At 65.6% G+C, this 26,192-nt stretch carries 17 protein-coding genes; 13 read left to right on the top strand and 4 right to left on the bottom strand.

The features are described 5' to 3' along the window. The first annotated feature begins 93 nt into the window (after nucleotides 1-93). Nucleotides 94-1,365, top strand: a complete 1,272-nt coding sequence (gene gluP / locus ACYQ0L_RS05450) for a glucose/galactose MFS transporter (RefSeq protein ID WP_459787941.1) — start codon at nucleotides 94-96, stop codon at nucleotides 1,363-1,365. An 18-nt stretch (nucleotides 1,366-1,383) separates the two neighbouring features. Here the strand turns inward: gluP and ACYQ0L_RS05445 are convergent, their stop codons facing one another. Together ACYQ0L_RS05445 and ACYQ0L_RS05440 are read right to left on the bottom strand one after the other, a co-directional pair. Then, nucleotides 1,384-2,391, bottom strand: coding sequence for a cupin-like domain-containing protein (locus ACYQ0L_RS05445; RefSeq protein ID WP_459787940.1), 1,008 nt, complete (start codon nucleotides 2,389-2,391; stop codon nucleotides 1,384-1,386). 27 nt (nucleotides 2,392-2,418) lie between these two features. Continuing rightward, a complete protein-coding gene (locus ACYQ0L_RS05440; protein ID WP_459787939.1) occupies nucleotides 2,419-4,938 on the bottom strand; it encodes a glycoside hydrolase family 3 protein in 2,520 nt (839 codons plus the stop codon). Nucleotides 4,939-5,165: 227 nt separating this feature from the next. Between ACYQ0L_RS05440 and ACYQ0L_RS05435 the strand changes: the two genes are divergently transcribed. Further along, the gene (locus ACYQ0L_RS05435; protein ID WP_459787938.1) at nucleotides 5,166-7,994 is read left to right on the top strand and encodes a glycoside hydrolase family 31 protein; all 2,829 of its coding nucleotides are present in this window, start codon (nucleotides 5,166-5,168) and stop codon (nucleotides 7,992-7,994) included. Nucleotides 7,995-8,015: 21 nt separating this feature from the next. On the opposite strand, the gene ACYQ0L_RS05430 is transcribed toward ACYQ0L_RS05435, so the two are convergent. Next, on the bottom strand, nucleotides 8,016-9,191 hold the full coding sequence (locus ACYQ0L_RS05430; protein ID WP_459787936.1) for a Gfo/Idh/MocA family protein: 1,176 nt from the start codon (nucleotides 9,189-9,191) through the stop codon (nucleotides 8,016-8,018). An 84-nt stretch (nucleotides 9,192-9,275) separates the two neighbouring features. Further along, nucleotides 9,276-10,040, bottom strand: a complete 765-nt coding sequence (locus ACYQ0L_RS05425; RefSeq protein WP_459787935.1) for a Stf0 family sulfotransferase — start codon at nucleotides 10,038-10,040, stop codon at nucleotides 9,276-9,278. A 492-nt stretch (nucleotides 10,041-10,532) separates the two neighbouring features. Here ACYQ0L_RS05425 and ilvD point away from each other — a divergent pair, with 492 nt between their 5' ends. The 11 genes from ilvD (at nucleotide 10,533) to ACYQ0L_RS05370 (ending at nucleotide 26,192) form a co-directional block, all read left to right on the top strand. Further along, nucleotides 10,533-12,209 (top strand): dihydroxy-acid dehydratase, encoded by a 1,677-nt coding sequence (ilvD, locus tag ACYQ0L_RS05420; RefSeq protein ID WP_459787934.1) that lies wholly within the window; start codon nucleotides 10,533-10,535, stop codon nucleotides 12,207-12,209. Nucleotides 12,210-12,234: 25 nt separating this feature from the next. Next, a complete protein-coding gene (ilvC, locus tag ACYQ0L_RS05415; protein ID WP_459787933.1) occupies nucleotides 12,235-13,266 on the top strand; it encodes a ketol-acid reductoisomerase in 1,032 nt (343 codons plus the stop codon). A 32-nt stretch (nucleotides 13,267-13,298) separates the two neighbouring features. Further along, complete coding sequence (gene ilvG, locus ACYQ0L_RS05410) at nucleotides 13,299-15,014, top strand: acetolactate synthase 2 catalytic subunit (protein WP_459787932.1); 1,716 nt, start codon at nucleotides 13,299-13,301, stop codon at nucleotides 15,012-15,014. Beyond that, entirely contained in the window at nucleotides 15,011-15,289 is a 279-nt protein-coding gene (locus tag ACYQ0L_RS05405; RefSeq protein ID WP_459787931.1) for an ACT domain-containing protein, read from the top strand. Before ilvG ends, ACYQ0L_RS05405 begins: the two co-directional genes overlap by 4 nt. Further along, a complete protein-coding gene (locus ACYQ0L_RS05400; protein ID WP_459787930.1) occupies nucleotides 15,273-16,838 on the top strand; it encodes a 2-isopropylmalate synthase in 1,566 nt (521 codons plus the stop codon). Before ACYQ0L_RS05405 ends, ACYQ0L_RS05400 begins: the two co-directional genes overlap by 17 nt. A gap of 30 nt (nucleotides 16,839-16,868) precedes the next feature. Next, nucleotides 16,869-18,305, top strand: a complete 1,437-nt coding sequence (gene leuC, locus ACYQ0L_RS05395) for a 3-isopropylmalate dehydratase large subunit (protein WP_459787929.1) — start codon at nucleotides 16,869-16,871, stop codon at nucleotides 18,303-18,305. Further along, on the top strand, nucleotides 18,295-18,876 hold the full coding sequence (leuD, locus tag ACYQ0L_RS05390; RefSeq protein ID WP_459787928.1) for a 3-isopropylmalate dehydratase small subunit: 582 nt from the start codon (nucleotides 18,295-18,297) through the stop codon (nucleotides 18,874-18,876). The genes leuC and leuD overlap by 11 nt, the downstream gene beginning before the upstream one ends. Further along, entirely contained in the window at nucleotides 18,873-19,919 is a 1,047-nt protein-coding gene (leuB, locus tag ACYQ0L_RS05385) for a 3-isopropylmalate dehydrogenase (protein WP_459787926.1), read from the top strand. Before leuD ends, leuB begins: the two co-directional genes overlap by 4 nt. A gap of 544 nt (nucleotides 19,920-20,463) precedes the next feature. Next, a complete protein-coding gene (locus tag ACYQ0L_RS05380; RefSeq protein WP_459787924.1) occupies nucleotides 20,464-23,136 on the top strand; it encodes a TonB-dependent receptor in 2,673 nt (890 codons plus the stop codon). A 76-nt stretch (nucleotides 23,137-23,212) separates the two neighbouring features. After that, entirely contained in the window at nucleotides 23,213-25,180 is a 1,968-nt protein-coding gene (locus tag ACYQ0L_RS05375) for a tetratricopeptide repeat-containing sulfotransferase family protein (RefSeq protein WP_459787923.1), read from the top strand. Nucleotides 25,181-25,292: 112 nt separating this feature from the next. Next, the gene (locus ACYQ0L_RS05370) at nucleotides 25,293-26,192 is read left to right on the top strand and encodes an ABC transporter ATP-binding protein (RefSeq protein WP_459787922.1); all 900 of its coding nucleotides are present in this window, start codon (nucleotides 25,293-25,295) and stop codon (nucleotides 26,190-26,192) included.

Here is a 26,192-nt window from a genome sequence, read left to right as displayed (position 1 = left end):
CGCGCCGGTTCTTCTCGACCGGCCTTTCCGGTAGCGCTACCATAATGGCCGGTTACTGGTAAAGCTTTTGAAATACCGAGGGGGGAATGCCGGATGAGTAAAAGTCGTAGCGGGCAGCTGGCAGCGTTCATCGCTGTTACCACGCTGTTTTTCGCGTGGGGTTTCATCACCAGCCTGATCGATCCGCTGGTGGCAGCGGTGAAGGGCATCTTCACGCTGAGCGACCGGCAGGCGATGCTTTCCGCTTCCGCTTTCTTCATCGCCTACGGACTGGTGAGCTTCCCCGCGGCCGCGCTGATCGCGAAGATCCGCGCGGTGCCCGCGATCCTGCTGGCGCTCGCCATGATGGTGATCGCGTGTCTCATCATGCTGGGTGCGGCGAACGTGGCCAATTACAACCTCGTGCTGCTCGGCCTGTTCGTGCTGGCGAGCGGGATCACCATCTTGCAGGTTGCGGCCAATCCGCTGGCAGCCGCGCTGGGCGATCCTGCCAAAAGCCACTTCCGCCTCACGCTGGCGCAGACCTTCAACAGCTTCGGCACCATCATCGGGCCGCTTCTCGGGTCGCTCCTGTTCCTCAAGGGCGTCGAGGTCGAGGAAGGCGTGGCGCTGACGCAAGAGGTGCGCGACAACGCGCTGCTCGGCATCGATACGGCCTATTTCTGGATCTGCGGCCTGCTGATTGCGCTGTTCGCGTTCTTCTTCCTCGCGCGCAAGACGGTGTCCGGCGCGGCGCCCGTCATCGGATCGGGCAAGAACATCGCGCAGCTGTTCGCCAATGCGGTGTCGTCGCGCTGGGCGGTGCTGGGTGCGGGCGCAATCTTCCTGTATGTCGGGGCGGAAGTCGCCATCGGCGCACAGATGGCGCTGTTCCTGCAAAGCGACAACACCTGGGGCATCAATCTGGAAGATGCAGGCAAGCTCGTCTCCTATTACTGGGGCGGGGCCTTCGTCGGGCGGTTGGTCGGCAGCGGCCTGCTCTATTTCGTCAGGGCGAACCGCCTGCTGGCGCTGTTCACAGCTATCACCTGCGCGATGTGTCTCTACATCTTTGCGGTCGGCGGGGTGAGCGCGGGCTATGTCGCGCTGGCGATCGGCCTGTTCAATTCGATCATGTTCCCGGTGATCTTCACCCTGACGCTCGAACGTTCCACCGCGAGCGAGGAAGCGACGTCGGCAATGCTGTGCACCGGCATCGTGGGCGGGGCGGCCATTCCCGTCCTCGTCGGGACGGTGTCGGACGCGAGCAACTATACGACGGCGTTCATCATCCCCTGCGTGTGCTACGCGTTGCTGTGCGCGTTTGCCCTGACCGCGGGCCGCACGGTACCTGTCCGCGAGGCAGAGGGCGCTTCGGCCCACTAGACCCTGTTCTGAGCGGGCTCAGCGCCCGCTCAGCACGCTCACCAGGAACCGCCGGATCCGCTCGTCGCGCTCCGGCGAGGCGGGTCCGGTAACGGTGCGGGCGGGTGGCGGCAGATGGTCCGCCGCGCCCGCCGCATCCTCCCCGAACACGAAATGGTCGAACCATGCGCGCCATGCCTCGCGCTGGCCCGGCGGCTGGTCGCGGATCGCGAGGATCGCGTGGATCAGCGCGAGGAAGCCGCCGCCATGCACGGCGTCGTTGTGCCAGTAATTGACGAGGATGTTGATCGGCGCGCTGGCCTGGACGTGGTGCCACCATAGCGTGGGGATGTAGATCGCATCGCCCGGCTCCAGCTCGGCCGTCAGCGCCAGTTCCTGTGCTTTTTCGTAGAGCGGATAGCGCTCCAGATCGGGCGCCAGAGGATCGACCATGCTGACCGGCTGGCCTGCCATCGTCATGTCGAGCGGGCCGACGTAAAGGTCGCCGACTGCCTCCGGCGGGAAGAGCGTAAAGCGCCGCTTGCCGAGCGCGACGACCGCGAAATTGTCCGACAGGTCGAAATGGGTCGCCACCTGCGTCGCATTGCCCAGCCAGATGCGCGTGATCGCGCCGCTTTCATGCCCGCCGAGCGTGAAGGGATTGTCCCGCTCGAACCCCGGCACATGCGATGCAGCGGGGGCGGCTCCGGCATAGACGCCGATGGGCTGCGGGTCAGGCGCAATCCGGCGCAGCTCTCGCGCGAGCTGCGTAAGCGTGGCCTTCTGCCGCTGGAAATTGAACCCGCGCATGTCGGGCGTGTAGAAGAAGCGCCCCTTTTCCGATGGTGGGGCGAGCATGATGTCGGCCGGCGCGCCGCTGTCGAGCCGCTCGAGATAGGCGAGCGCGTCTTCGGCCGACCGTCGGCCGGCCGCCACGACCGGCCAGTCCTTCGCGAGGCCGCGCATCACTACGGGTGTGTAGCGTGGGCGGACCTCGCCTTCGAAGGTGGCGCGGTCGGGCGGCGCGATTTCCTCGATCGGATTCATGCCGCCCGCCCTAGCGCGAGCGTTATCTTACGAACAGGGTAGCTCGACCTCGGCGTCCATCCCCAAGCGCACTTCGCCGATGGCGTAGTCGGTCTTGCCTTGCGTCGACAGGACGAAGGGATGGGTCAGCGCCGACATGTCCGCGCCTTTCTGGCGGAAGCACTTGAGCGGAATGCCATAGCGCACCCACTCGGCGCTTTCGGGCAGGTTCATCGTAACCTGGGTCCCATCTTCCGCGCTGCCAGTGCCGATCGTTGCACTGTCGGGCGCGTCCCACACCTTGGCGGTGAAGAGCAGCTGGATATCGGCATTGGTTTCGCGGTCGAGATCGATCGCCTCGAAATTGCGCAGCGAAACACCGGCAGCTCCGCTGTCCACTGCGAAGCGCCGCGCACCTTCCTGCACGATGAAGTTTTCCGCTGTCACCCGGATACGTCCATTGGCTGCCTCCGCGGGTACGGTGGTCACGCGGATCTGGTCGCTCGCGGTGCGCCCGTCGACCAGCAGCGACCAGCTTGCCGCCGGCTTGCCGTTGGCGAACCAGACGCGCGTATCGCCCGCCGCGCTCGCGTCGATCTCGGGCAGCATGTTCCATGCGCCCGGCGTCGAGCTGTAGGTGAGGCCATAGCCGAAGGGGTAGAGTTCCCCGTCCGCCATCACGGGCGTGCGCGGCCATGCGGCGGGCAGCTTGCCCGCGAAGTCGTAGTGCGGCGTTCCGTCTTCCTTGGCGACCAGCACATCGGCAATGCCGCCGCCTTCGGAACCGGGCAGCCACGCGACGACGAAGGCATCCGCATCGTTGAGCGCTTCGTTCACGTAGAGCGGGCGGCCCGTGATCATCAGCGCGATCACGGGGATGCCCTGCGCCTTCAGCCGCTCCATCGTGGCGTAGGGGCCGGTCAGGTCGGCATCGAGCGCCAGCGTGTCGCGGTCGCCCTGGAACTCGGCATAGGGCGTCTCACCGAAGACGACGACCGCTGCGTCGGGCTTCTGCGTGAAGCTGCCGTCGGGCGAGAGCTGGGCGGTGCCGCCGCCCGCTTCGACCGCCTCGCGGAACCCATCGAAGATCGAGGTTGCGCCGGGGAAGAGATCGTTCGACAGGCCCGTGCCCTGCCAGCTGATCGTCCATCCGCCGGATTGGCGCGCAATATCGTCGGCACCTTCGCCGGCGACCAGCAGTCGACCGCCCGGGGCGAGCGGGAGCACGCCCTGGTTCTTGAGCATGACGAGCGACTCGCGCACCGCCTCGCGGGCGACCGCCCGATGTTCGGGCGCACCGAGCAGGTCGTAATCACCCGACAGTGGCCGGTCGGAGGGCTTGCCCGCCTCGAACAGGCCGAGCCGCGCCTTGACCTCGAGGATCTTGGTCACCGCCTCGTCGATGCGTTCCATGGGGATCGAGCCGTTGCGCGCCTTGTCGAGCAAGTCGGCATAGATCGCCTTCCAGGTATCGGGCGCCATGTACATGTCGATGCCCGCCATCAGCGCTTCGGGGCAGCTTTCGTTGGTGCAGCCTTCGACCTGGCCGTGCGCGTTCCAGTCGGACACGACGAAACCGCCGAAGTCCATCCGGCCCTTCAGGACATCGGTGACGAGCGACTTGTTGCCGGTCATCTTCTTGCCCTGCCAGCTGGAGAAGCTGACCATGACGGTGGAGACGCCTTCGGCAATTGCCGGGCCATAGGGCTTTCCGTGGATGTCCCGCAGCTCTTCCTCACTGACCGAGCTGTTGCCTTGGTCGACGCCATCGTCGGTGCCGCCATCGGCAAGGAAGTGCTTGGTCGACGCGATCACGTAAGGACCGGCGAGGAGATCGTCGTTGCTGGGCGGGCCCTGCAGCCCGCGGACCATCGCGCCGACATAGGAAGCGACGAGATCGGGATCGGAGGAATAGCCTTCATAGGCGCGGCCCCAGCGGAAATCCTGCGGCACGGCGACGGTGGGCGCGAAGGTCCATTCCTGCCCGGTGACCCGGATTTCCTTGGCGGTCGCTGCACCGATCCGTTCGATCAGTTCGGGATCGCGCGCCGCGCCGAGGCCGATATTGTGGGGAAACAGCGTCGCCCCGATGATGTTCGAATGGCCGTGGACCGCGTCCGTCCCCCACACGATCGGGATGCCGACGCCGCCGTCGCTGGTGTCGACCGATTCCTCGTAGAAATCGTCTGCCGCGGCCAGCCAGTCGGGTGCCGGGGCGAGGTCGTTGCCGTTCGGGCCGCTGTTGCCGCCGACGAGGATCGAGCCAAGATTGTAGGTCTTCACATCCTCGGGCGTGACGCAGCACAGGTCCGCCTGCACCAGCTGGCCGATTTTCTCTTCCAGCGTCATCCGCTGGAGCAGGTCGGCGATCATCGCGCTATCTTCGGCTGGCACGGTCACGGGGTAATCGTAGGACGGCCAGATCTCGGGATGGGCCTGCCCGGCACCCGGCGCGGTTGTCGCAGCCGTGGTTTGCGGGGCACCGCTCGCCGTGTCCGCCGTCGTCGCGCACGCGCTTGCAGCAGTCGCCAGCGCGAGCATGCTCGCCATCTTCGCCCAGTTCGTCATTCCACCCTCTCCATCGCGCAGCCTGAACCCGCGCTTTCTATGTGAGCGGTATCATTCCGTCAAAACGCTCGTGGGGCAAGGGGGGAATCCCCGAAGGTGCACATCGGAAGGAACATTTTCCGGTGGTGCTTGCCCCATACCGGTGACCGACTTAAACGGTCGCCAAAGACCTGTACGGACCGACGTGGTGAAAACGTCCCGGCGATTCAGGCGAGGGGAGATACTGCATGGCACGGCCAAATTTTGTTAGCGCTATCATCACATCCGCGCTGCTGGGCTCGGCGCTCTCGGGCACTGCGCTCGCGGGCGACGTGGCGCCGGTTCCGCATGGCATGGTGGTCACCACCGACGATGGGCAGAAGGTCCGCGTGCTGGCGTATGGCGACGACACCTTGCGCATCACCGCGGGCGAAACGCTGCCCGAGGAGCGCGCGACCGCACAGGTCGTCGCCGATCCCGACGGCGATCCGAAGGTGACGGAGCAGGGCGATCAGGCCGTCCTGCGCACGCCCGAAGGCTCCGCCACCGTCTCCTACGAAGACGGTGCGCTGATCGTGCGCGATGCGGCGGGCAAGGTGTTGCTGGAAGAACATGCGGACGCGCGCCGGATCGATCCGGTCGAGGTGGAAGGGCAGCGCTGGTACTCCACGCGCGTGCAGTTCAACCGCGGTACCGACGAGGGGCTCTACGGCCTCGGCCAGCACCAGAACCGCCAGATGAACTATAATGGCGAGGATCTGGAACTCGCCCAGCATAATATGGCGATTACGGTGCCTTATCTGGTCTCGACCCGGGGCTACGGCATCCTGTGGGATAATGCCTCGATCACGCGGGTTGGCGACCCCGAGCCCTATGAGAAGCTGCAGCTGGACTGGAATGCGCGCTATTATCTTGGCGACCGGATGGTGGTGGAGCAGGCCGAAAACGCCATTGATTACAAGTATTTGTCCGATCAGGAGCGCTGGCCGGAAGCGGCCAAGGCGGCGGTGGAGGCCGCGACCACCGGGCAGAATACGCAGGGCAATGCGATCGAGAAGCAGCGCGTCGTGTGGACTGGCACGTTCGATCCGCAGGACAGCGGAACGCACAAATTCCGCCTCTATTCATCGAGTTACGTGAAGGTTTACGCGGACGACGAGCTGGTGCTCGACCGATGGCGGCAGAACTGGAACCCGTGGTACCACAACTTTGAACTGGCCCTCAAAGAGGACAAGCCGGTGCAACTGCGCATCGAGTGGGAGCCTAACCAGGGCTACATCGCGCTCGAACATGCCGACCCGCTGCCCGAAGCCGATCGCCACTCGGTCAGCTTCGCGAGCGAAGCGGGCAGGGCGATCGATTATTACGTCGTGCCTGCGCCGACGATGGACGATGCCATCGCGGGCTATCGCCGCCTGACCGGCAAGGCGCCGATGATGCCGCGCTGGGCCTATGGCTTCTGGCAGTCGCGCCAGCGCTACAACACGCAGGCCGAGTTGCTGGATGTGATGCGGATGTACCGCGATCAGGACATCCCGATCGACAATATCGTGCAGGACTGGTTCTACTGGCCCGAGGATGCGTGGGGCAGCCATGCTTTCGATCCCGATCGTTTCCCCGATCCGCAGGCGATGGTGGACGAGGTGCACGATCTGAACGGTCGCATCATGCTGTCGGTCTGGCCCAAGTTCTATCCCACGACCGAAAACGGCGAGGAACTGCGCGAGAAGGGCTACCTGTACGAGCGGCCGCTGGAGGCGGGCCAGCTCGACTGGGTGGGCAAGGGCTATCCCAACACCTTCTACGATCCCTATCCCGCGGAAGCGCGCGACATCTACTGGCGGCAGATGAAGGACGATCTGCTGCCGCTGGGCTTCGATGCCTGGTGGATGGATGCGACCGAGCCCGACTGGCATTCGAACCTCTCGGTCGAGGAGCGCAAGCGGCAGATGTATTCCGCCGCGACCGACACGCCGGGCGCCGCGATCTTCAACTCGTACCCGCTGGTCCACGCCGAGGGCGTGTTCGAAGGCCTGCGCGAGGCGCAGCCCGACACGCGGCCCTTCATCCTGACCCGCAGCGGTTTCGGTGGCGTGCAGCGCGCTTCTGCGGCGCTATGGTCGGGCGACGTCGCCGCGCGGTGGGACGACCTGCGCGACCAGATCAGCGCCGGGCTGAACCTCAGCGTCGCGGGCGTCCCCAACTGGACGCACGATATCGGCGGCTTCTCGGTCGAGCAGCGCTATTCGAGCGAGGACCCGGAGCACCTGCCCGAATGGCGCGAGCTGTACCTGCGCTGGTTCCAGTTCGGCGCGTTCACTCCGCTGTTCCGCAGCCACGGCGAATTCCCGCTGCGCGAGACGCCGATCATCAGCGAGGGCGACCCCGAAATGCGCGATGCGCTGATCGCGTATCACAAGCTGCGCTATCGCCTGATGCCCTATATCTACACGGTCGCGGCGGGCACGCATTACGATGACGGCACGATGATGCGCCCGCTCGTGATGGACTTCGAGGCCGACCGCGCGACATGGGGCATCGACGACGAATACCTGTTCGGCCCGTCGCTGCTGGTCGCTCCGGTGAGCGAATACGAGGCGCGCAGCCGCGAGGTCTACCTGCCGCAGGGCGCGGACTGGTATGATGCGCGCAGCGGCGCGAAGCTGGCGGGCGGGCAGACGATTACCGCTGCCGCTCCGCGCGAGAGCATGCCGCTATTCGTGCGCGCGGGCGCGATCGTGCCGATGGGGCAGGACGTGCAGTGGACCGGCGAGAACCCGCAAGGCCCGCTGACCGTGCATGTCTTCGCCGGGGCCGACGGGGCATTCTCGCTCTACGAGGATCAGGGCACCGACATGGGCTACACCCGCGGCGAGTATGCCCGCATCCCGATGGCGTGGGACGATGCCACCCGCACGCTGACGATTGGCGCGCGCGAGGGCGCATTCCCCGGCATGGCCGAGACCCGCGCGGTCACCGTGGTGCTGCACGATGGCACGGAAGGCGGCGACGTCTTCGCGGCGGAAGAAGGCCGCACGGTGACCTACGAAGGCGAAGCCGTGAGCCTCGCCTTCTAGGCTGGACGCAGCGCGGCGGGATCAGACCTCGACGATCTGCCCGCCCGCCGCGGCACTGGCGTACATCGCCTCGATCAGTCGGATGTCGCGCAAGCCCATCTCGCCGGGGGTGCGATGGGCCTCGCCATTGCGGGCTGCCTGCGAGAACCCGTCGACCTGCGCGGCGAACTGGCTGGCGGCAATGCCGGCGGTATATTCGCGTGGCGCCCCGCCGATCTCTGCCCGGATACGGTTGTCGTAATAGGTCGTTGCCGGGTTCATCTCGATCGAGCCTTCGCTGCCGAAATAGTGCTGGCGCGAGATGTAGGGGTTCCAGCAGTAGGACGAGGAGCCCTGAACGGTGATCCCGCTGGCCATCCGGATGCGCCATTCCATCGCGCCCTCGACTTCGGTGAAGCGCGGGTCGCCCGCGGGCGTGGAATCATATGCCGATACGGACACCGGTGTGTCGCCGGGCAGCATCATCAGCGAAGTGTTGATGCCGTAGACGCCGATATCGTACATCGAGCCGCCGCCGCCCAGCACCTTGTCGAGCCGCCACTTGTGCGGCGGGAAGTCGGGGTTAGCGTTGAAGCCGTGATCGGCGGAGACGAAGCGCATCGCGCCGAGGTCGCCGTTCCGCACGCGTTCGAGCACGTGCATGTTGTTCGGCTCGAACTGCACCCGGTAGGCGACACCCAGCGTGCGGTTGTTGCGCTTCGCCGCCGCGATCATCGCCTCGCATTCGGCGCTGGTCGAGGCCATCGGCTTTTCGCACAGCACATGCTTGCCCGCGTCGAGCGCGCGGATCGTGTATTCGGCATGCAGGCCCACCGGCAGGACGATGTACACGCAGTCGATCTCTTCATCGTCCGCAATCCGATCGAAATTGTCGTAATCGTAGAGGCGCGACACGCCGTAGCGATTGCCGAGGTTGCGCGCCTTCTCCGGGTTGCCGGACACGAAGGCGGTGATCCGCGAATAGCGCGCACCATCGAAGCCGGGGATGACCTGACCGACGCCGAACGTGCCAAGGCCGACGATGGCCCAGCGCATCCGCTTGCCCGCGGGCTGCGGCAGGTTTGGATTGCCCATCAGGGGCTGGCCCTGCGCTTCCTGCGCGAACGCTCTGGCCGATGCCATCGCAGCCGCCGCGCCGGCACCGAGCTTCAGCGCCTGACGGCGCGTCGAAAAAGGTCCGTTTTGGCTGTCGTTCATTATCTTGCCTCCCCGTAGTGCTGTGTATCTATGACGAAACCGGCACCGTCTGACCATACGGATGAGACGCCTGGGCCCGCGCCTTTATCGGGACGCATGCTGCCGCTTCCAGGCTAACGCCCCTTCCTGCGCCTGCCGCCTGATTTTCGGTACGTCGACTACCGCATCGGGATTTAGCGTCACTCCGAGATACTCTGCCACCGCACCGACCGCCCTTGCGGGATCGTCCACCAGATCTTCGTACCAGATCACCAGGGGCGTGATCGAAAGGTCGCGGTACATCGCCCCCCAAGCGTCTTCTTGCGCGGCTAGCTCTCGCTCCGCCCGCTCCACCATCGCAGCGGAATAGGCGGGTTCGGCCTGACCGTCGCTTTCCTGTTCCTGCCTCCAGACTCCCCTGAGGCTCGCCCGCGCAAGCGAGATGGCATGTGCCGCCCGGTCGCGGCGGCGCAGCTGGACGACCTTGCTGCTCGCGCGTCGAGCCAGGAAGAAGCGCATCGTATGGGCCAGCAGCTGTGGATTATGTTGGCCGAGCAGCTCCAATTGCAGCGGGAAGGCTTTCAGGCCGAAGATTCCGTTGGGGGAGGTCCGCCGGGAAACAACGCGCTGCCAGAGTGCATTTTGCGATTCGGGCGATCCGTGGGCTGCGCCGAAGGGGCCGGTCGGCTCGAAATTGAGATATTCCAGCGGCGCGCCCAGACAGCCTGTCGCCCACAGCAAGTGGCTGAAAAACGTGCTTCCCGATCGGGGCACCGTGGCGAGGAGGTAGGGGCGCGCGACGCCTTCGAAGGGTGGCCAGTCGAAGGTTTCCTCGTAACCGGTGACGATGTCGTCGGAGGTGCCCGTCATGCCTGTTGTTGTCCCTGAATTTCCTGCGCCAACGCTATGGGATCGTCTGTGGGAATTCCAGCGCTCGGCCCTGCTTGATCGGGGGCGGCGTCCGGCGCTGCTGCGGATCTTCGCATAAAGCGCGGCAGCAAGTGCAAGCACCTGATTGGTGGGCCTTTCGAGCAGCCTCAGGTTCTAAAGAACCCGTTCCACTGGAAATTGGTAATATTTTTGCTTGATCTTAATCTCTGGTGATATAAACGTCGCCGCACCGCAGCAATCGTGCTGCGCGTACGAGGATCGACGAATGCAGGCGAAGGCCGCCATCCGTACTGCCAAAGCGACTGTGCTGAACGCGCAGGCCTTTGTGCTGCTCCTCATTCTTGTACTCGTACTTCTTATTCAGCGGGGGGGAGTGCCCATCGGCTAGGCTTAGCCAGACGGACCTCCCGAAGCCCCGCTCTCCGAACAGGATGGCGGGGTTTTTTATTGGGTCCGTTCCGGGACAATGTGATGACTGAAAATTCTTCCAAACGCTCCGACGCGATCACCAAGGGACCGGCCAAGGCCCCGGCGCGTGCGATGCTGCGCGGTGCGGGCTACACCGATGCGCAGATGGCGCAGCCGATGGTCGCAGTGGTGAACACCTGGTCGACGATCACGCCGTGCAACATGCACCTCGACCAGCTGGCCGAGCCGATTCGCGAAGGCCTGCGCGGCGGCGGGGCGACGCCGGTCGATTTCAACACCATCGTCGTCTCGGACGGCATCACGATGGGCGGCGAGGGGATGCGCGCCTCGCTCATCAGCCGCGAACTGATCGCCGATTCGATCGAACTGGCGGTGAAGGGCCACTCGCTCGATGCGGCGGTCATCCTGGTCGGCTGCGACAAGACCATCCCCGCCGCCGCGATGGCGCTGGCGCGGCTCGATATCCCGGGCCTGGTTTTCTACGGCGGCACCATCCTGCCGGGTCGGCTGGGCGATCGCGACCTGTCGATCCAGGACGTGTTCGAAGCGGTCGGCGCGCATGCCAAGGGCGACATGAGCGACGACGAGCTAGACAAGGTCGAGCGCGCAGCCTGCCCCGGCGCGGGCGCGTGCGGCGGGCAGTTCACCGCCAACACGATGGCGATGGCGCTGGCGATGATGGGCATTTCCCCGATGGGTTCGGGCGATCCGCCCGCGACCGACGCCGCCAAGCGCGTCGAAGCCGCGCGCTGCGGGCGGCTGGCTGCAAAGCTGGCGCACGAGGGCACGTCGGCCCGCACCTTCTTCACCCCCGCCTCGATCCGCAACGCGGCCACCGCGGTCGTGGCGAGCGGTGGCTCCACCAACGCGGTGCTGCACCTGCCCGCGATCGCGGCGGAGGCGGGCTTCGCCTTCCCGATCGAGACGTTCGACGAATTGTCGCGCGAAGTGCCCGTCATCACCGATCTGAAGCCGGGCGGGCGTTTCCTCGCGCGAGATCTCTATCAGGCGGGCGGTGTTCCCCTGTTCGGCAAGCGGCTGGCCGAAGCCGGTATGCTGGAAGATACGCCCACCGTGACCGGGCGCAGCCTGTTCGCCGAACTGGACGATGCGGAAGAGACCCAAGGCCAGCAGGTCGTCAAGTCGCCCGCCGACCCGGTCAAGGCGACCGGGGGGCTGAGCATCCTGTACGGCGATATCGCCCCCGAGGGCGCGGTGCTGAAGACCGCGGGCTACGGCGCGCAGTCCTTCACCGGTCCGGCGCGGGTGTTCGATGGCGAAGATGCGTGCTTCGCCGCCGTCTCCGCCAACGAAATCAAGGCGGGCGATGTCGTGATCATCCGCCACGAAGGCCCACGCGGCGGCCCCGGCATGCGCGAAATGCTGGCGGTGACCGCAGCGATCGCGGGCCAGGGCCTCGCCGGAGAGGTGGCCCTGATCACTGATGGCCGCTTTTCCGGGGCCAGCCATGGTTTCGTGATCGGCCACTGCTCGCCCGAAGCGGCAGTCGGCGGCCCGATCGCGCTGATCGAGGAAGGCGACACCATCCGTATCGATGCCGATGCCCGCCGGATCGACGCCGATATCGACTGGGATGCGCGCCGCGCGGCGCACACCCCGCGCGAACCCAACCGCATGGGGGGCGCTTTCGACAAATACGCCCGCCTCGTCTCGTCCGCCGCCTACGGCGCGACGACGATCCCTCCCGTCACCCAGTAAGAACGCAGCAAGAGAGACCCGACCAATGCCGAAAACCATCACCGTCTACACCGATTCCGATGCCAAGCCCGAACTGGTGCGGGGCAAGCCCGTCGCCGTCATCGGCTATGGCAGCCAGGGCCGTGCCCATGCGCTCAACCTGAAGGACAGCGGATGCGAGGTCATCATCGGCCTGCGCGATGGCTCGCCCAGCGCGGCGAAGGCGCGCGCCGACGGACACACCGTGATGTCGGTCGCCGAGGCGACCAAAGCCGCCTCGCTGGTCGCCCTGCTGACGCCCGATATGAGCCACGAGGCGATCTTCGCGAGCGAGATCGCGCCCAACCTCGAACAGGGCGATGCCGTGCTGGTCGCGCATGGCTTCACCGTGTTGTACGAACGCATCCAGCCCGCCGACGGGATCGATGTGATCCTGGTTGCGCCCAAGGGCCCGGGCGATCTCGTCCGCCGCGAATACGAGCGCGGCGCGGGTGTGCCCTGCCTGTTCGCGGTGCGCCAGGATGCCACGGGCGAAGCGCGCGAACGTGCGCTGGCCTACGCCAGCCTGATCGGCGGGACCACCGCGGGCGCGATCGAGACGACCTTCCGCGAAGAGACCGAGACCGATCTGTTCGGCGAACAGGCAGTCCTGTGCGGCGGTGCGACCGAGCTGGTCGCGGCCGGGTTCGAGACGCTGGTGAACGCGGGCTACCAGCCCGAAATCGCCTATTACGAATGCCTGCACGAGCTGAAGCTGATCGTCGACCTGCTGTACGAAGGCGGGTTCGAGAAGATGCACGAGTTCGTGTCCGAAACCGCGATCTACGGCGATCTCGTCTCCGGCCCGCGCGTCATCAACGACGAGACCCGCGCCCGGATGAAGGACATCCTGACCGACATTCAGGACGGCACCTTCGCCAAGAACTGGATCGCCGAGAACGAGGCCGGAAAGAAGGAATACGACCGCATGCAGGCGGCCGATCTGGGCCACCAGATCGAAGCCACCGGCAAGGAACTGCGCGCGATGATGCCGTGGTTGCAGACCGACGCGAAGAAAAAGGAGCAGAAGGCCGCGTAAGCGCGCCTTCCTGCTGCCCCCGAGTGAGAGCCATGAACGCGATGACACAGCCAAAGCCCGGTCCCGAACCGGAGACCGATACCGAGCCCGCCATTCGAACCGGCGCCCAGCTGGTCGTCGACACGCTGGCCGCGCTCGGCGTGGAATGCGTGTTCGGTTACCCCGGCGGGGCCATCATGCCGGTGTACGATGCGATCGCACACGGCAAGACGCGCCACATACTGGTCCGTCACGAGCAGGCGGCGGCCTTCGCCGCCGATGCTTACGGCCGGATCACGGGGCGGGCGGGCGTATGCCTGGCTACTTCGGGCCCGGGCGCGACCAACCTGATCACCGGGATCGCGAATGCTTATCTGGACTCGGTCCCGATGGTCGCGATCACCGGGCAGGTGGCGCAGCCGATGATGGGCACCGACGCTTTCCAGGAAACCGACATCTTCGGCATGACGATGCCGATCGTAAAGCACTCGATGATCGTGCGCGATCCGGCGGATATTCCCGCTGCGCTGGCGGAAGCCTTCGCCATCGCCGAGGGCGGTCGCCCCGGTCCGGTGCTGGTCGACCTGCCCAAGGACGTGCAGCAGGCATCGTGCCAGGCGCCCAGACGCAGCCGTAGCGAGGCCGAGGTTTTCCCGGCCCCGTGCGCCGATGCCATCGCCCAGGCCGAAGACATGATCGCGAGCGCGACGCGGCCGCTGTTCTATCTGGGCGGCGGGATCGCCCGCGCCAAGGCGAGCGAAATGGTCCGCCGCATCGTCGAGGAAAGCGGTATTCCCGCAGTCGCGACGCTTCAGGGTCTGGGCGTGCTGACGCCCGATCATCCCGCGATGCTGGGGATGCTGGGCATGCATGGCCATCGCGCCGCGAACATGGCGGTGCAGGAGAGCGATCTGCTGATCGTGCTCGGCGCGCGGTTCGATGACCGGGCGACCGGCAAGCTGGCCGAATTCGCGCCGCACGCGCGCGTCGTCCATATCGACACCGACGCCGCCGAGTTCGGCAAGCTGCGCGTCGCCCACGCGGCGGTCTGCGGCAGCCTGAAGGCGAGTTTGGGCGCGATCGACTTCGCCCGTGGCGATATCGACGAATGGACCGCGGCCTGCGCAAAATCGAAGGCCGATCATGCGCCGCGCTACGATGCGCCGGGCAATGGCGTCTATGCACCCGCGCTGCTGAAGAGCCTGTCCGAACGGGTGGGCGACAGCTTTGTCGCCGCCTGCGATGTCGGCCAGCACCAGATGTGGGTCGCGCAGCACTGCCGCTTCTCGCGCCCGCAGGCGCACCTGACCAGCGGCGGCTTGGGCGCGATGGGATACGGCCTGCCCGCCGCCATCGGTGCCAAGCTGGCCGAGCCGGAAAGCGACGTCTTCGCGATCTGCGGCGACGGCGGGTTCCAGATGAACATTCAGGAACTGGCGACGCTGCGCCGTTACCAGATCCCGGTGAAGATCGTGTTGCTCGACAATGCGATGCTGGGGCTGGTGCGCCAGTGGCAGGAGCTGTTCTTCGCGGGCAATTATTCCGAGGTCGACCTGAGCGATAATCCCGATTTCGTCGAGGTCGCCAATGCCTTCGGGATCGAGGCGTTCTGCGTGGAGCGGCGCGAGGATGTCGACGGCGCGATCGACCGCCTGATCGCGGCGCGCGGGCCCATCCTCGCCCATGTCCGCATCGACCCCGAGGAAAACGTCTGGCCGCTGGTGCCGCCGGGCAAATCGAATGCCGAAATGATGGAGAAGAAACCATGAGCATCGAACATATCCGGATTGAATTTCGCTGCATCGAAGGGGCCCTTCGCCGCATTCTCGGCGTGATCGAGGCGCGCGCCTTCGATGTGCGTTCGATGCAAATGGGCAGCGACGGCGACCGCGCGGTGATGACGCTCGCGCTCGAGCCGCGCGACGAGAGCCGGCGGACCGAAACGCTGCTGCGCCAGGTCGATCGCCTGCGCGATGTCGAAACGACCATCCGCCTGACCAATGCCCCGCCCGTTATGGAGGTAGCCCGTGCCGCAACAGCCTGAAGCAGCGCCGCGCCAGATCGCGATTTTCGACACCAGCCTGCGCGATGGGGAGCAGGCCCCCGGCTTCTCCATGAACACCGCGCAGAAGCTGAAGCTCGCCCATGCGCTCAGCAAGCTGAAGGTGGACGTGATGGAGGTCGGCTTCGCCGCCGCCTCCCCCGGCGATGCCGAGGCGATCCATGCGATCGCCAGCGAGATCGGCTATCTGCCCGATGCACCGATGCTGTGCTCGCTCGCGCGCGCGACCGAAGGCGACATTCTTGCCGCCGAGCGCGCCCTGGGCCCGGCCAAGCGCAGCCGTTTGCATCTGTTCTTCGGCACCAGCGACCTGCACCTGGCGGCCAAGCACAAGATGGAAAAACCCGAAGCGCTCGCGACGATCGAGCGGGCGTTGAAGATGGCCAAGGGCCGCTTTACCGAAATCGAATTCTCGGCCGAGGATGCGCTGCGGACCGACCCCGCCTTCCTCAAGGAAGCGCTCGAATGCGCGGCCGCCGCCGGGGCCGACGTGCTCAACGTGCCCGATACGGTCGGCTATACCTCTCCCGAAGAAATCTACGCGCTGTTCGCGGACCTCACCGCCAATGTCGCGCGGCCCGATCACGTCGTCTTCTCGACGCACAATCACAACGACCTCGGCATGGCGGTCGCCAACAGCCTAGCCGCGGTGCGCGGCGGTGCGGGCCAGGTCGAATGCACGATCAACGGCATCGGCGAGCGTGCGGGCAATTGCGCGCTGGAAGAGGTGGTGATGGCGCTCAAGACCCGGCCCGACCACTACCAGGCTACCAGCGGCGTCGAAACGCGCGAGATCTTCGCGGTGAGCCGCCTGCTGGGCGAAGTCACCGGCAATGCACCCCCGCGCAACAAGGCGATCGTGGGCCGCAATGCCTTCGCGCACGAGGCGGGCATCCACCAGCACGGTGTGCTCGCCGACCGCCGCACCTACGAAATCATGAGCCCGGAGGATATCGGCCTGCCCTCCAACGCGCTGGTGCTGGGCAAGCACTCGGGCAAGCACGCATTGCGCGCCCGGCTCGAGGCGCTGGGCCAGGGCGAGCTGGGCGATAACCGGTTCGAGAAGCTCTATGCCGATTTCAAGCGTCTCGCCGATACCAAGCGCGAAGTGACCGACAACGATCTGTGCGACCTGCTGGCAGAGGACGGGCGCGGCCATGCGTGGGAGTTGGTGCGGGTCGAGATGCGCACCGGCACCAAGGCGAGCGAACGCCCGACCGCCAAGCTCACGCTGGACCACGCCACGCGCGGCCGACTGACCACGATCGGCCACGGAACCGGTCCGTTCGAGGCCCTGACCGACGCGTTCTGCGTCGCCGCCGAAGTCGAGACCGGCACGCTCGAACGGGTCGATGCGCACCAGCTCAGCCGCGAGATGGAAATCGAGGTCGGCCTGATGGTCGACGGCATGGCGATCTCGGGCCGCAGCCAGCACACCGATGTGGTCATCGCCGCAGCCGAGGCCCTGCTCGCCGCGTTCAACAATCACGAGCGGATGGGCCAGTCCGCGCAGCTGGCCGACGCGGCCTGACGCCATCAAGACCCTGAAGAGACCAAACCAATGACCGAAGCCCAAAGCCGACCGCGCTCGCTGTTCGACAAGCTGTGGGACGCGCATGTCGTGACCCCCGAAAACGAAGAGAGCCCGGCGATCCTCTTCATCGATCTGCACCTGGTGCACGAAGTCACTTCGCCGCAGGCCTTTGCGGTGCTCGAAGAGCGCGGGCTGGGCGTGCGCCGCCCCGATCTGACGCAGGCGACGCTCGACCATTCGACGCCGACGCTTCCGGCGGGTCCGGATGGCCGCCTGCCCTATGCAACCGAAGCGGCGGAACGCCAGGTCCACCAGCTGGAGGCGAACTGCGCCAAGCACGGTATCGATCTGCTAGGCCTCGACGACGCGCGACGCGGGATCGTGCATGTGATCGGTCCCGAAATGGGCCTGACGCAGCCGGGCAAGACGATCGTGTGCGGCGATAGCCACACCTCCACCCACGGGGCTTTCGGGGCCCTCGCTTTCGGCATCGGCACGACCGAGGTCGGCCACGTTCTGGCGACGCAATGCGTGCTGCAGCGCAAGCCCAAGAGCATGCGGATCACTTTCGAGGGTGCGCTGTCGCCGGGCGTCGGCGCAAAGGACATGGCGCTTGCCATGATTGCGCAGATCGGCGCCGATGGCGGGCAGGGCTACGCGGTCGAGTTCGCGGGCGAAGCGGTCGAAGCGCTATCGATGGAAGGCCGCATGACGCTGTGCAACATGGCGATCGAGGCGGGCGCGCGCGTCGGCATGGTCGCGCCTGATGAGACCACCTTCGCCTACATCGAGGGGCGTGAACGCGCGCCGCAGGGGGAGGCGTGGGAAGCCGCGCTCGCCCGCTGGCGCGAACTGCCGTCGGATGAGGGCGCCGCGTTCGACCATGAGGAAACGGTCGACGCCAGCGCGATCCGCCCGATGATCACCTTCGGCGTGTCGCCCGATGCCGCCGCGCCCGCTGCCGCAAACGCTCCCGCCCCGCAAGACGATGCGGCGCGTCATGCGGCGGAATACATGCGGTTCGAAGCCGACCGTCCCTTCTCCGAGATGGCGGTGAACAAGGTCTTCATCGGCAGCTGCACGAATTCGCGCATGGCGGACCTGCGCGAAGCGGCGGAAGTGATGCGCGGACGGCGCGTGGCCGAGGGCGTCACCGCGCTGATCGTCCCCGGTTCCGAAGCGATCCGCCGCCAGGCCGAGGCAGAGGGGCTCGATACCGTATTCCTCGATGCCGGGGCCGAATGGCGCATGCCCGGCTGTTCGATGTGTATCGCGATGAACGGCGACCAAGGCGCGCCCGGCGAACTCGTCGTCTCGACCTCCAACCGCAACTTCGTCGGCCGCCAGGGCAAGGGCGTGCGCACGGTCCTCGCCGGGCCGGCGACCGCCGCAGCCTGCGCGATCGCGGGCCACATCGCCGATCCTTCCGACTATCTCGACATGGAGGCGCGTCATGCAGCGTGATCCCTTTACCCGCCTGCACTCGCGCACTCTGGTGTTGCCGCAGACCAATATCGACACCGACCAGATCATCCCGGCGCGGTTTCTGACCACCACGACGCGCGAGGGGCTGGGGGCGCAGGCCTTTTACGACTGGCGCTACACGGGCGACGACCAGCCGCGCAACGATACGCCGCTGCCGAGGGCGGGGGCGGGCGACCGGCAGATCCTCGTCGCGGGGGCCAATTTCGGCTGCGGTTCCAGCCGCGAACACGCGCCCTGGGCCCTGCTCGACTATGGTTTCAAGGCCGTGGTCAGCTCCGACATTGCGGATATCTTCAAGAGCAACGCGCTCAAGAACGGGCTGCTGCCGGTCGAGGTGGATGCACGCACGCATGCTGCCCTGCTCGAGCGGCCGGGGATCTCGATGGTGATCGATCTGGAAAGCTGCACGCTGGAAACCGAGGACGATATCCGTGCACAGTTCACGGTGGAGCCCTTCGCCCGGCGCTGCCTGCTCGACGGGGTCGACCCGCTCGGCCACATCCTCGCGCACGAAGCCCAGATCGCCGAATACGAGCGCGCCGCAGCATGACCCATAAAATCGTGCTTTTGCCCGGCGATGGGATCGGGCCCGAAGTCGCGTCCGCCGCGCGCACCGCGATGGAGGCTGCGGCCCAGCGCCATGGCGTGTCGCTTGCGTTCGAAAGCCATGACTTCGGCGGCTGCGCGATCGACGCGCATGGCGATCCCTTTCCGGAGGCGACCGCGACAGCGTGTGCGCAGGCGGATGCAGTATTTCTCGGCGCGGTCGGCGGGCCCAAGTGGGACGGCGGCGGTCCGCGCCCCGAGGCGGGTCTGCTCGGCCTGCGCAAGGCGCTGGGAGCCTTTGCCAACCTGCGGCCCATTACCCTGTTTCCGGGGCTCGAAGAGCTCTCTCCGCTGAAGCCCGAGCGGGTGGGCGGCACCGACATGCTGATCCTGCGCGAACTGACCGGCGGCATCTATTTCGGCGACAAGCAGGAGGGCGACGAGACCGCTTCGGACCTGTGCATCTACTCGCGCCACGAGGTGGAGCGGGTGGCGCGGATAGCCTTCGAGGCCGCGCGCCCGCGCCGCGGGCGGGTCACCTCGGTCGACAAGGCCAATGTGCTCGCCTCCAGCCGGTTGTGGCGCAAGACGGTGATCGCGCTGCACGAAGCCGAGTTTTCCGACGTCGAACTGGACCACGTGCTGGTCGACGCGATGGCGATGAAGCTGATCGAACGCCCGTCCGCCTTCGACGTCATCCTGACCGAGAACATGTTCGGCGACATCCTGAGCGACGAGGCTTCGGTCATCACCGGCTCGATCGGGCTCGCACCTTCGGCCTCGCTGTCGGAGACCCACGGCGGCCTGTACGAACCGATCCATGGCTCGGCACCCGATATCGCGGGGCAGGGCAAGGCTAATCCGGTCGGCGCGATCCTGAGTGGGGCAATGCTGCTGCGCCACGCGCTGGACGAAGCGGCGTGTGCCGAGACTATCGAGCACGCCGTCGGCCAGGCCCTGCGTGAGGGATTCGGAACTGCGGATATCGGCGGTGCGAACACCAGCGAAGAGGTGACCCGCGCGGTGTGCGACCGGATTGCTGAATAGCCGGACTCTCCCGACGAACCTGACGACTGGATACGGGGCCGGACAGCTTAAGCTGCCCGGCCCCTTTTGCATGGGCAAAGCCTGCGCGACGCCGGCAGGCATCGGTTGCGCCCCGAATGGAAGGGGAACCGACCAACGGAAGTCGTCCGTAGTTTGAGGCCATTCAGCGACTTGAGAACAAATTTATCGTTCGTAAGATAAGTTGTGAGTAATATTTGAAAACAAAATAATCGCTGGCTCTGTATTTCAGAAGTTGGCCTATGTGAAAAAATACCGGTCAGCGCGCATGCAGTCTCCCGTGGCTGGAAAATGACATGTGATTGCACTTGCACGCCGAGTGTTGCCAATATGCCACGCCTCGGGAGTGCTTGGCTATTTATTCGTGGTCCGGTTCCAAATCCGAACGGGTTCGCATAATGGGCCCGTGCCGCAGGCGATCCTCAATCATCCGATCCGCTCTACTCAAAGCTTGGATCGAGCCCGACGGACCGCCGCTCAAGACACAACAAGAACACGATCGAACGATCAAAGGGGCAACTACATCATGAAGAATCTCGCAACGTGCGCTTCTGCGGGCGCGCTCGCCATCGCCATCGCCACGCCTGCGGTCGCGCAGGACGATGCGCAGCAGCCGCAGCAGCAGACTACCGCAGCCAAGAAACCACGCCAGGGCGGCGTGAACACCATCGTCGTGACCGCGCAGCGGCGCAGCGAAGACCTTCAGGACGTGCCTGTCGCCGTCAACGCAATCGGCGCCGAGCAGCTTGAAGAGCTGAACATCAACACCTTCGACGACTATCTGGAGCAGCTGCCGTCGGTGACTGCTGGCGGATCGGGCCCCGGCCAGAGCACGATCTATATTCGTGGCCTCGCCTCCACCACGCCGAACCTGACCACCGCCGGCGTCGCGGGCCTTGCGCCCAATGTCTCGATGTATCTGGACGAGCAGCCGCTGGCGCAGCCGGGCCGCAACCTCGACGTCTATGCCGCCGACCTTGAGCGGATCGAGGTGCTGAAGGGCCCGCAGGGCACGCTGTTCGGTGCCAGCTCGCAGGCGGGCGTCGTCCGCCTGATCACCAACAAGCCGAGTCTTGCCGGGTTCGACGCCAGCTTCAAGGCCAGCACCTCCTTCACCAAGGGTGGCGAGGAAAGCTACAAGGCCGAAGGCATGATCAACGTGCCGGTGACCAACAACCTCGCCCTGCGTGCGGTGGTCTATCTGGACGATCAGGGCGGCTATATCGACAACGTGCAGGGCACCCGCGATCTCAGCGAGAGCGCCCGTTTCCGTGAAGCCGGGACCGTGCGCCGCAATGGCGTGCCGGTTGCGCCGCGCCGCGAAGGTATCCAGGCGGGCGCTGACCTGTCGGACGTCACCTTCATCGAAGCCAACAATGCAGGGCTGGTGGAAGAAAACTTCAACGACGCCCAGTATTCGGGCTTCCGCGCCTCCGCGCTGTACGAGTTTTCGCCCGACTGGAAGCTGACCCTCTCGCACACCCGCCAGTCGCTGGAGACCGACGGCGTGTTCTTCGCCGATCCGGAGCTCGATCTCGATAATCTGGAAATCCAGCGGTACGAGGACGACCGGATGGAGGATACCTTCTCCAACACGGCCTGGAGCCTCGAAGGCCGGCTGGGCATGCTGGATGTCATCTACAACGGCGCCTACACCGATCGCGAAGTCGATCAGAAGGTCGACTACACCGATTACATGTTCGCCGGTCAGTACCTGCCGTATTACATCTGCGACGGCTCGGTCAGCTATCCGGGTGCCGGCAACGACCCCAGCGGCACGTGCCAGGCGCCGAACGCGTTCGTGACGTCGGATACCGATACCACGGTGTTCACGCAGGAACTGCGCGTCAGCACGCCGGAAGAAAACCGTTTCCGCGTGACTGCGGGCGGGTTCTATTCGAACCTGATCCTGAAGGAGCGCAACGACTACAACTATCCGGGCAATATCGAGGCGGCACCGTTTGGCGGTTTCGCGCCCAACTTCCCGTTCCCGGGCGCGTATAACAGCGATGCCGGCCCGCTTCCCGAGACCGCGATCTTCCGCAACGACGTGAAGCGCACGGACAGGCAGATCGGCCTCTTCGGCGAAGCCAGCTTCGACGTCGTGCCCGACCTGCTGACCGCCAGCTTCGGCGCGCGCTACTATAACGTAGAGGTCGATTTCGAAGGCACCGCCAACAGCGCCTTCTGCAACGCAGGCGCTACCGAAGACCAGAACGCGTTCGGCACCAACCTGTCGGACCTGTACGACGGTGACGGGCAGTACACCTTCATCGGATCGTGCGATGCCGCACTTCGCCAGACGTTCAACCTGGGCGACACGATGGACGACATCATGGCTGCCGGCCTTTCCGAGGCCCAGGCCACCCAGGTGTTCAACGCGTTGACCGCACCCGACGTGGCGAAGTCCGAGGGCGTGATCTTCAAGGGCACGGTTACCCTTACGCCTGCCGACGACATTCTGCTCTACGCGACCTATTCGGAAGGTTTCCGTCCGGGTCTGCTCAACCGCCCGGGCGGTGCGCAGGGTCCGGGCAACTTCACGGTGCCCTTCGAACTGGAGACCGACACGGTCGCCAATTACGAACTGGGCTGGAAGACCCAGTTGTTCGACCGCCAGTTGCAGTTCAACGGCAGTGCCTTCTACGTCGACATCAGCAACCTGCAGACGACCATCTTCGATCCCAGCATCGTCAACCTGTTCTTCTCGGACAATGCGGCCGATGCGGAGATCTGGGGCGTCGAGGCGGAGTTCACCTTCGCGCCGTACGCGGTGCCGGGGCTGACGTTCGCGGGTGCGTTCTCGATCCTCGACACGGAAATCACCGACAAGCTGACCCCGACCGATGACGTCGAGGTCGGTAGCGACCTCGCCTATGCGCCCAGCTTCCAGGGCAATGCGCGGATCCGCTACGAGTGGGCGCTCAGCAGCACGCTGGACGCTTACGTCATGCCGCAGGTGACCCATTCCGCGTCGAAATATACCGACATCATCAAGATCAACCGCTGGCAGCTGGACGGGTACACGACCTTCGGCCTGTCCACCGGCATCAAGGCGGATCGCTGGAATGTCGAGATCTTCGGCGAGAACCTGAGCGATGAACGTGCGCAGATTGCTGGCGACTTCTACTATGATCGTCCGCGCATCGTCACCAACCGTCCGCTGACGGTCGGCCTGCGGGTCGGCTACAACTACTGATCGGCTGACATTATCGGGGCGGCGGGCGGCCTTGCGGCTTGCCCGCCGCTTCGTATTTCTGGCACGGGTCCTGATTATGAAGGACGATCGGCAAGAGCGCATGGACGCCGCGCAAAAGGCGCTTCAGGCAGGCGATTTCACGCGCGGGCTCGATCATGCCGAGGCAGTGCTGGCGGCAGACGAGACCGACACCGAAGCGCGTTACATGGCGGCAGTCGCCGCGCGTTACCTCGAACGGTTCGAGGATGCGCAGACGCATCTCGAGGCGCTCCACGCGACCAGCCCGGAACACGGGCGCGCATGGCAGGAAAGCGCGCATCTGCACCGCGCGCGTGGCCAGTTGGCGGAAGCCAGGGCCGCCTATGCCAGGGCCACGCAGTTCAACCCGGCCCTGGTGGCGAGCTGGCGCGCGCTGGCCGAACTTTCGTCCGGGGCGGAAGCGCAGAATGCCGCTGCGCAGGCAGGCCGGGTTGCAGCTTTGCCCAAGGAACTGGTCGCGGTGTTGCACCATCTGCACGAAGGTCGCGTCCTTCGCGCGGAGGAAATCTGCCGCCACTACCTGCGTCGCAATCCGAAGGATGTCGAAGGCATGCGCCTGCTGGCGCAGATCGGCATGCAACTGGGGATCAACGACGATGCGGAGTTCCTGCTCGAAAGCGCGAAGGCGTTCGAGCCGGACAATATCCAGGTCCGCCTCGACTATATCGACGCGCTGCGCCGACGGCAGAAATTCGAAGAGGCCCGCGTGGAGGCAGAGGCGCTCCAAGCACGCGATCCCGGCAATCCGCTGTTCCAGTCGCATCTCGCGATCCAGAGCATGCAGACCGGCGACTATGATCGCGCCTTCGCCCTGTTCGATGCCATCCTCGAACAGCTGCCGAACGATCCGGCCACGCTGACCAGCAGGGGCCACGCGCTCAAGACGCGCGGCCGACAGGACGATGCGGTCGCCAGCTACCGTGCGGCGATCGCGGCGAAGCAGGGGCACGGCGATGCGTTCTACGCGCTCGCCAACCTGAAGACCTATCGCTTCACCGAGGACGAGATCGCCGAGATGCAGGAGCGGGTCGATGCCCCGGGGCTCGGCTTCATGGACCGGGTCCATCTGTCCTTTGCGCTGGGCAAGGCGCACGAGGACCGCAAGGAATATGCGGACAGCTTCCGTTTCTACGAACAGGGCAACACGCTAAAGCGCGCGCAGACACGCTACAGCGCCGATGCGATGAGCGCGGAGCTGGCCAGGCAGCGCGAGGTGTGCACCGCCGATCTCTTCGCAAAGCATGCAGGGGCGGGACATCCCGCGCCCGATCCGATCTTCATCCTCGGCCTGCCGCGCGCAGGCTCGACGCTGCTCGAACAGATCCTTGCCAGCCACAGCCAGGTCGACGGGACGCTGGAACTGCCCAACATCCTCGCGCTTGCCCACCGGCTGCGCGGGCGCAAGGCGGGCCAGTCGCGCTATCCCGAAATCCTGCACGACCTGACGGGCGACCAGCTCGAAACCTTCGGCGCCGATTTTATCGAGAGCACGCGCATCCACCGGCAGGGCGCGCCGTTCTTCATCGACAAGATGCCGAACAACTTCCGCCATATCGGCCTGATCCACCTGATCCTGCCCCAGGCGAAGATCATCGATGCGCGGCGCGCGCCGATGGATTGCTGCTTTTCCGGATTCAAGCAGCTCTTCGCCGAAGGGCAGGAGTTCACCTACGGGCTGACCGAGGTCGGGCGGTACTATGCCGACTACATCACCTTGATGGACCACTGGGACGAAGTGCTGCCGGGCAAGGTGCTGCGCGTACAGCACGAGGATGTGCTCGACGATCTGGAAGGCCAGACGCGGCGCATGCTCGATTTCTGCGGTCTGCCGTTCGAGGAAGCGTGCCTCGAATTTCACAAGACCGATCGTGCGGTCCGCACCGCCAGCAGCGAACAGGTCCGCCAGCCGATCAATCGCAGCGGGCAGGGTGCATGGAAGCCGTATGAGCCGTGGCTCGGCCCCCTCAGGGATGCGCTGGCGGACGAAGGCGACGCGCCCGCCTGAGCGGCTCCGCCGGCCGTCCGCTCGACCAGTGGCATACCCGCGTCGACCGCGGCAATAGACGCTTCCCCCTGGCGTGATAGGTTCGAACGCATACAGGGGAGTTGCGAACATCATGCTGGAATTGCAAGACGTCACACACGTCTATCCCAATGGCGTGCGCGCGCTGGACGATGTGAGCCTGTCTATTCCGAAGGGGATGTTCGGCCTGCTCGGCCCCAATGGCGCGGGCAAATCCACCCTCATGCGCACGGTCGCGACGCTCCAGACGCCGACCTCGGGCAGCATCCGGTTCGGTGACGTCGACATCCTCGAAAACCCGGATGCGCTGCGTCGGCAGCTCGGCTACCTGCCGCAGGACTTCGGCGTCTATCCGCGCGTTTCGGCTTACGACATGCTCGATCACATGGCGGTTCTGAAGGGCATCTCCTCCGCCTCGGACCGCAAGGCCACGGTCGAAACGCTGCTCAACCAGGTGAACCTGTGGGGCGTGCGCAAGAAGGCGATCGCAGGCTTTTCCGGCGGGATGCGCCAGCGCTTCGGCATTGCGCAGGCGCTGATCGGCAACCCCAGCCTCATCATCGTCGACGAACCGACCGCCGGGCTCGACCCCGAAGAGCGCAACCGCTTCCTCAACCTGCTGGCCGAGATCGGCGAGAATGTCGTCGTGATCCTCTCCACGCACATCGTGGAGGATGTCTCCGACCTGTGCCCGCGCATGGCGGTGCTGATCGACGGCCAGATCAGCCTGCAGGGTGCGCCCAAGGAACTGATCGATAAGGCGCGCGGCACCGTGTGGGCGAAAACCATCGACCGGTCCGAGCTCGACGAGATGCGGACGAAGTACGAGGTCATTTCCACCCGCCTTTTCGCCGGCCAGACGATCATTCACGTCCTGTCCGACAGTGCGCCTGCGCCCGGCTTCCACACGGTCGAGGGCGGGCTGGAGGATGTCTATTTCTCGGCGCTTGCCACCTCGCGCCGCTCGCCGGCCGACACCGAAATCGCAGCGTAA

The organism is Alteriqipengyuania triglochinis (genome assembly GCF_054655655.1).
The sequence above is the reverse complement of the archived record's forward strand: the minus strand, read 5'-3'. Positions and strand labels throughout refer to the sequence as shown.

What these genes read in the sequence shown, in the direction of transcription:
- leuD (WP_459787928.1), top strand. Translation starts at nt 18,295, where the DNA reads ATGCAGCGTGATCCCTTTACCCGCCTGCACTCGCGCACTCTGGTGTTG.
- ACYQ0L_RS05370 (WP_459787922.1), top strand. Translation starts at nt 25,293, where the DNA reads ATGCTGGAATTGCAAGACGTCACACACGTCTATCCCAATGGCGTGCGC.
- ilvC (WP_459787933.1), top strand. Translation starts at nt 12,235, where the DNA reads ATGCCGAAAACCATCACCGTCTACACCGATTCCGATGCCAAGCCCGAA.
- ACYQ0L_RS05435 (WP_459787938.1), top strand. Translation starts at nt 5,166, where the DNA reads ATGGCACGGCCAAATTTTGTTAGCGCTATCATCACATCCGCGCTGCTG.
- ACYQ0L_RS05375 (WP_459787923.1), top strand. Translation starts at nt 23,213, where the DNA reads ATGAAGGACGATCGGCAAGAGCGCATGGACGCCGCGCAAAAGGCGCTT.
- ACYQ0L_RS05405 (WP_459787931.1), top strand. Translation starts at nt 15,011, where the DNA reads ATGAGCATCGAACATATCCGGATTGAATTTCGCTGCATCGAAGGGGCC.
- ACYQ0L_RS05430 (WP_459787936.1), bottom strand. Translation starts at nt 9,191, where the DNA reads ATGAACGACAGCCAAAACGGACCTTTTTCGACGCGCCGTCAGGCGCTG.
- ACYQ0L_RS05445 (WP_459787940.1), bottom strand. Translation starts at nt 2,391, where the DNA reads ATGAATCCGATCGAGGAAATCGCGCCGCCCGACCGCGCCACCTTCGAA.
- ilvG (WP_459787932.1), top strand. Translation starts at nt 13,299, where the DNA reads ATGAACGCGATGACACAGCCAAAGCCCGGTCCCGAACCGGAGACCGAT.
- ACYQ0L_RS05425 (WP_459787935.1), bottom strand. Translation starts at nt 10,040, where the DNA reads ATGACGGGCACCTCCGACGACATCGTCACCGGTTACGAGGAAACCTTC.
- ACYQ0L_RS05440 (WP_459787939.1), bottom strand. Translation starts at nt 4,938, where the DNA reads ATGACGAACTGGGCGAAGATGGCGAGCATGCTCGCGCTGGCGACTGCT.
- leuB (WP_459787926.1), top strand. Translation starts at nt 18,873, where the DNA reads ATGACCCATAAAATCGTGCTTTTGCCCGGCGATGGGATCGGGCCCGAA.
- leuC (WP_459787929.1), top strand. Translation starts at nt 16,869, where the DNA reads ATGACCGAAGCCCAAAGCCGACCGCGCTCGCTGTTCGACAAGCTGTGG.
- gluP (WP_459787941.1), top strand. Translation starts at nt 94, where the DNA reads ATGAGTAAAAGTCGTAGCGGGCAGCTGGCAGCGTTCATCGCTGTTACC.
- ACYQ0L_RS05380 (WP_459787924.1), top strand. Translation starts at nt 20,464, where the DNA reads ATGAAGAATCTCGCAACGTGCGCTTCTGCGGGCGCGCTCGCCATCGCC.
- ilvD (WP_459787934.1), top strand. Translation starts at nt 10,533, where the DNA reads ATGACTGAAAATTCTTCCAAACGCTCCGACGCGATCACCAAGGGACCG.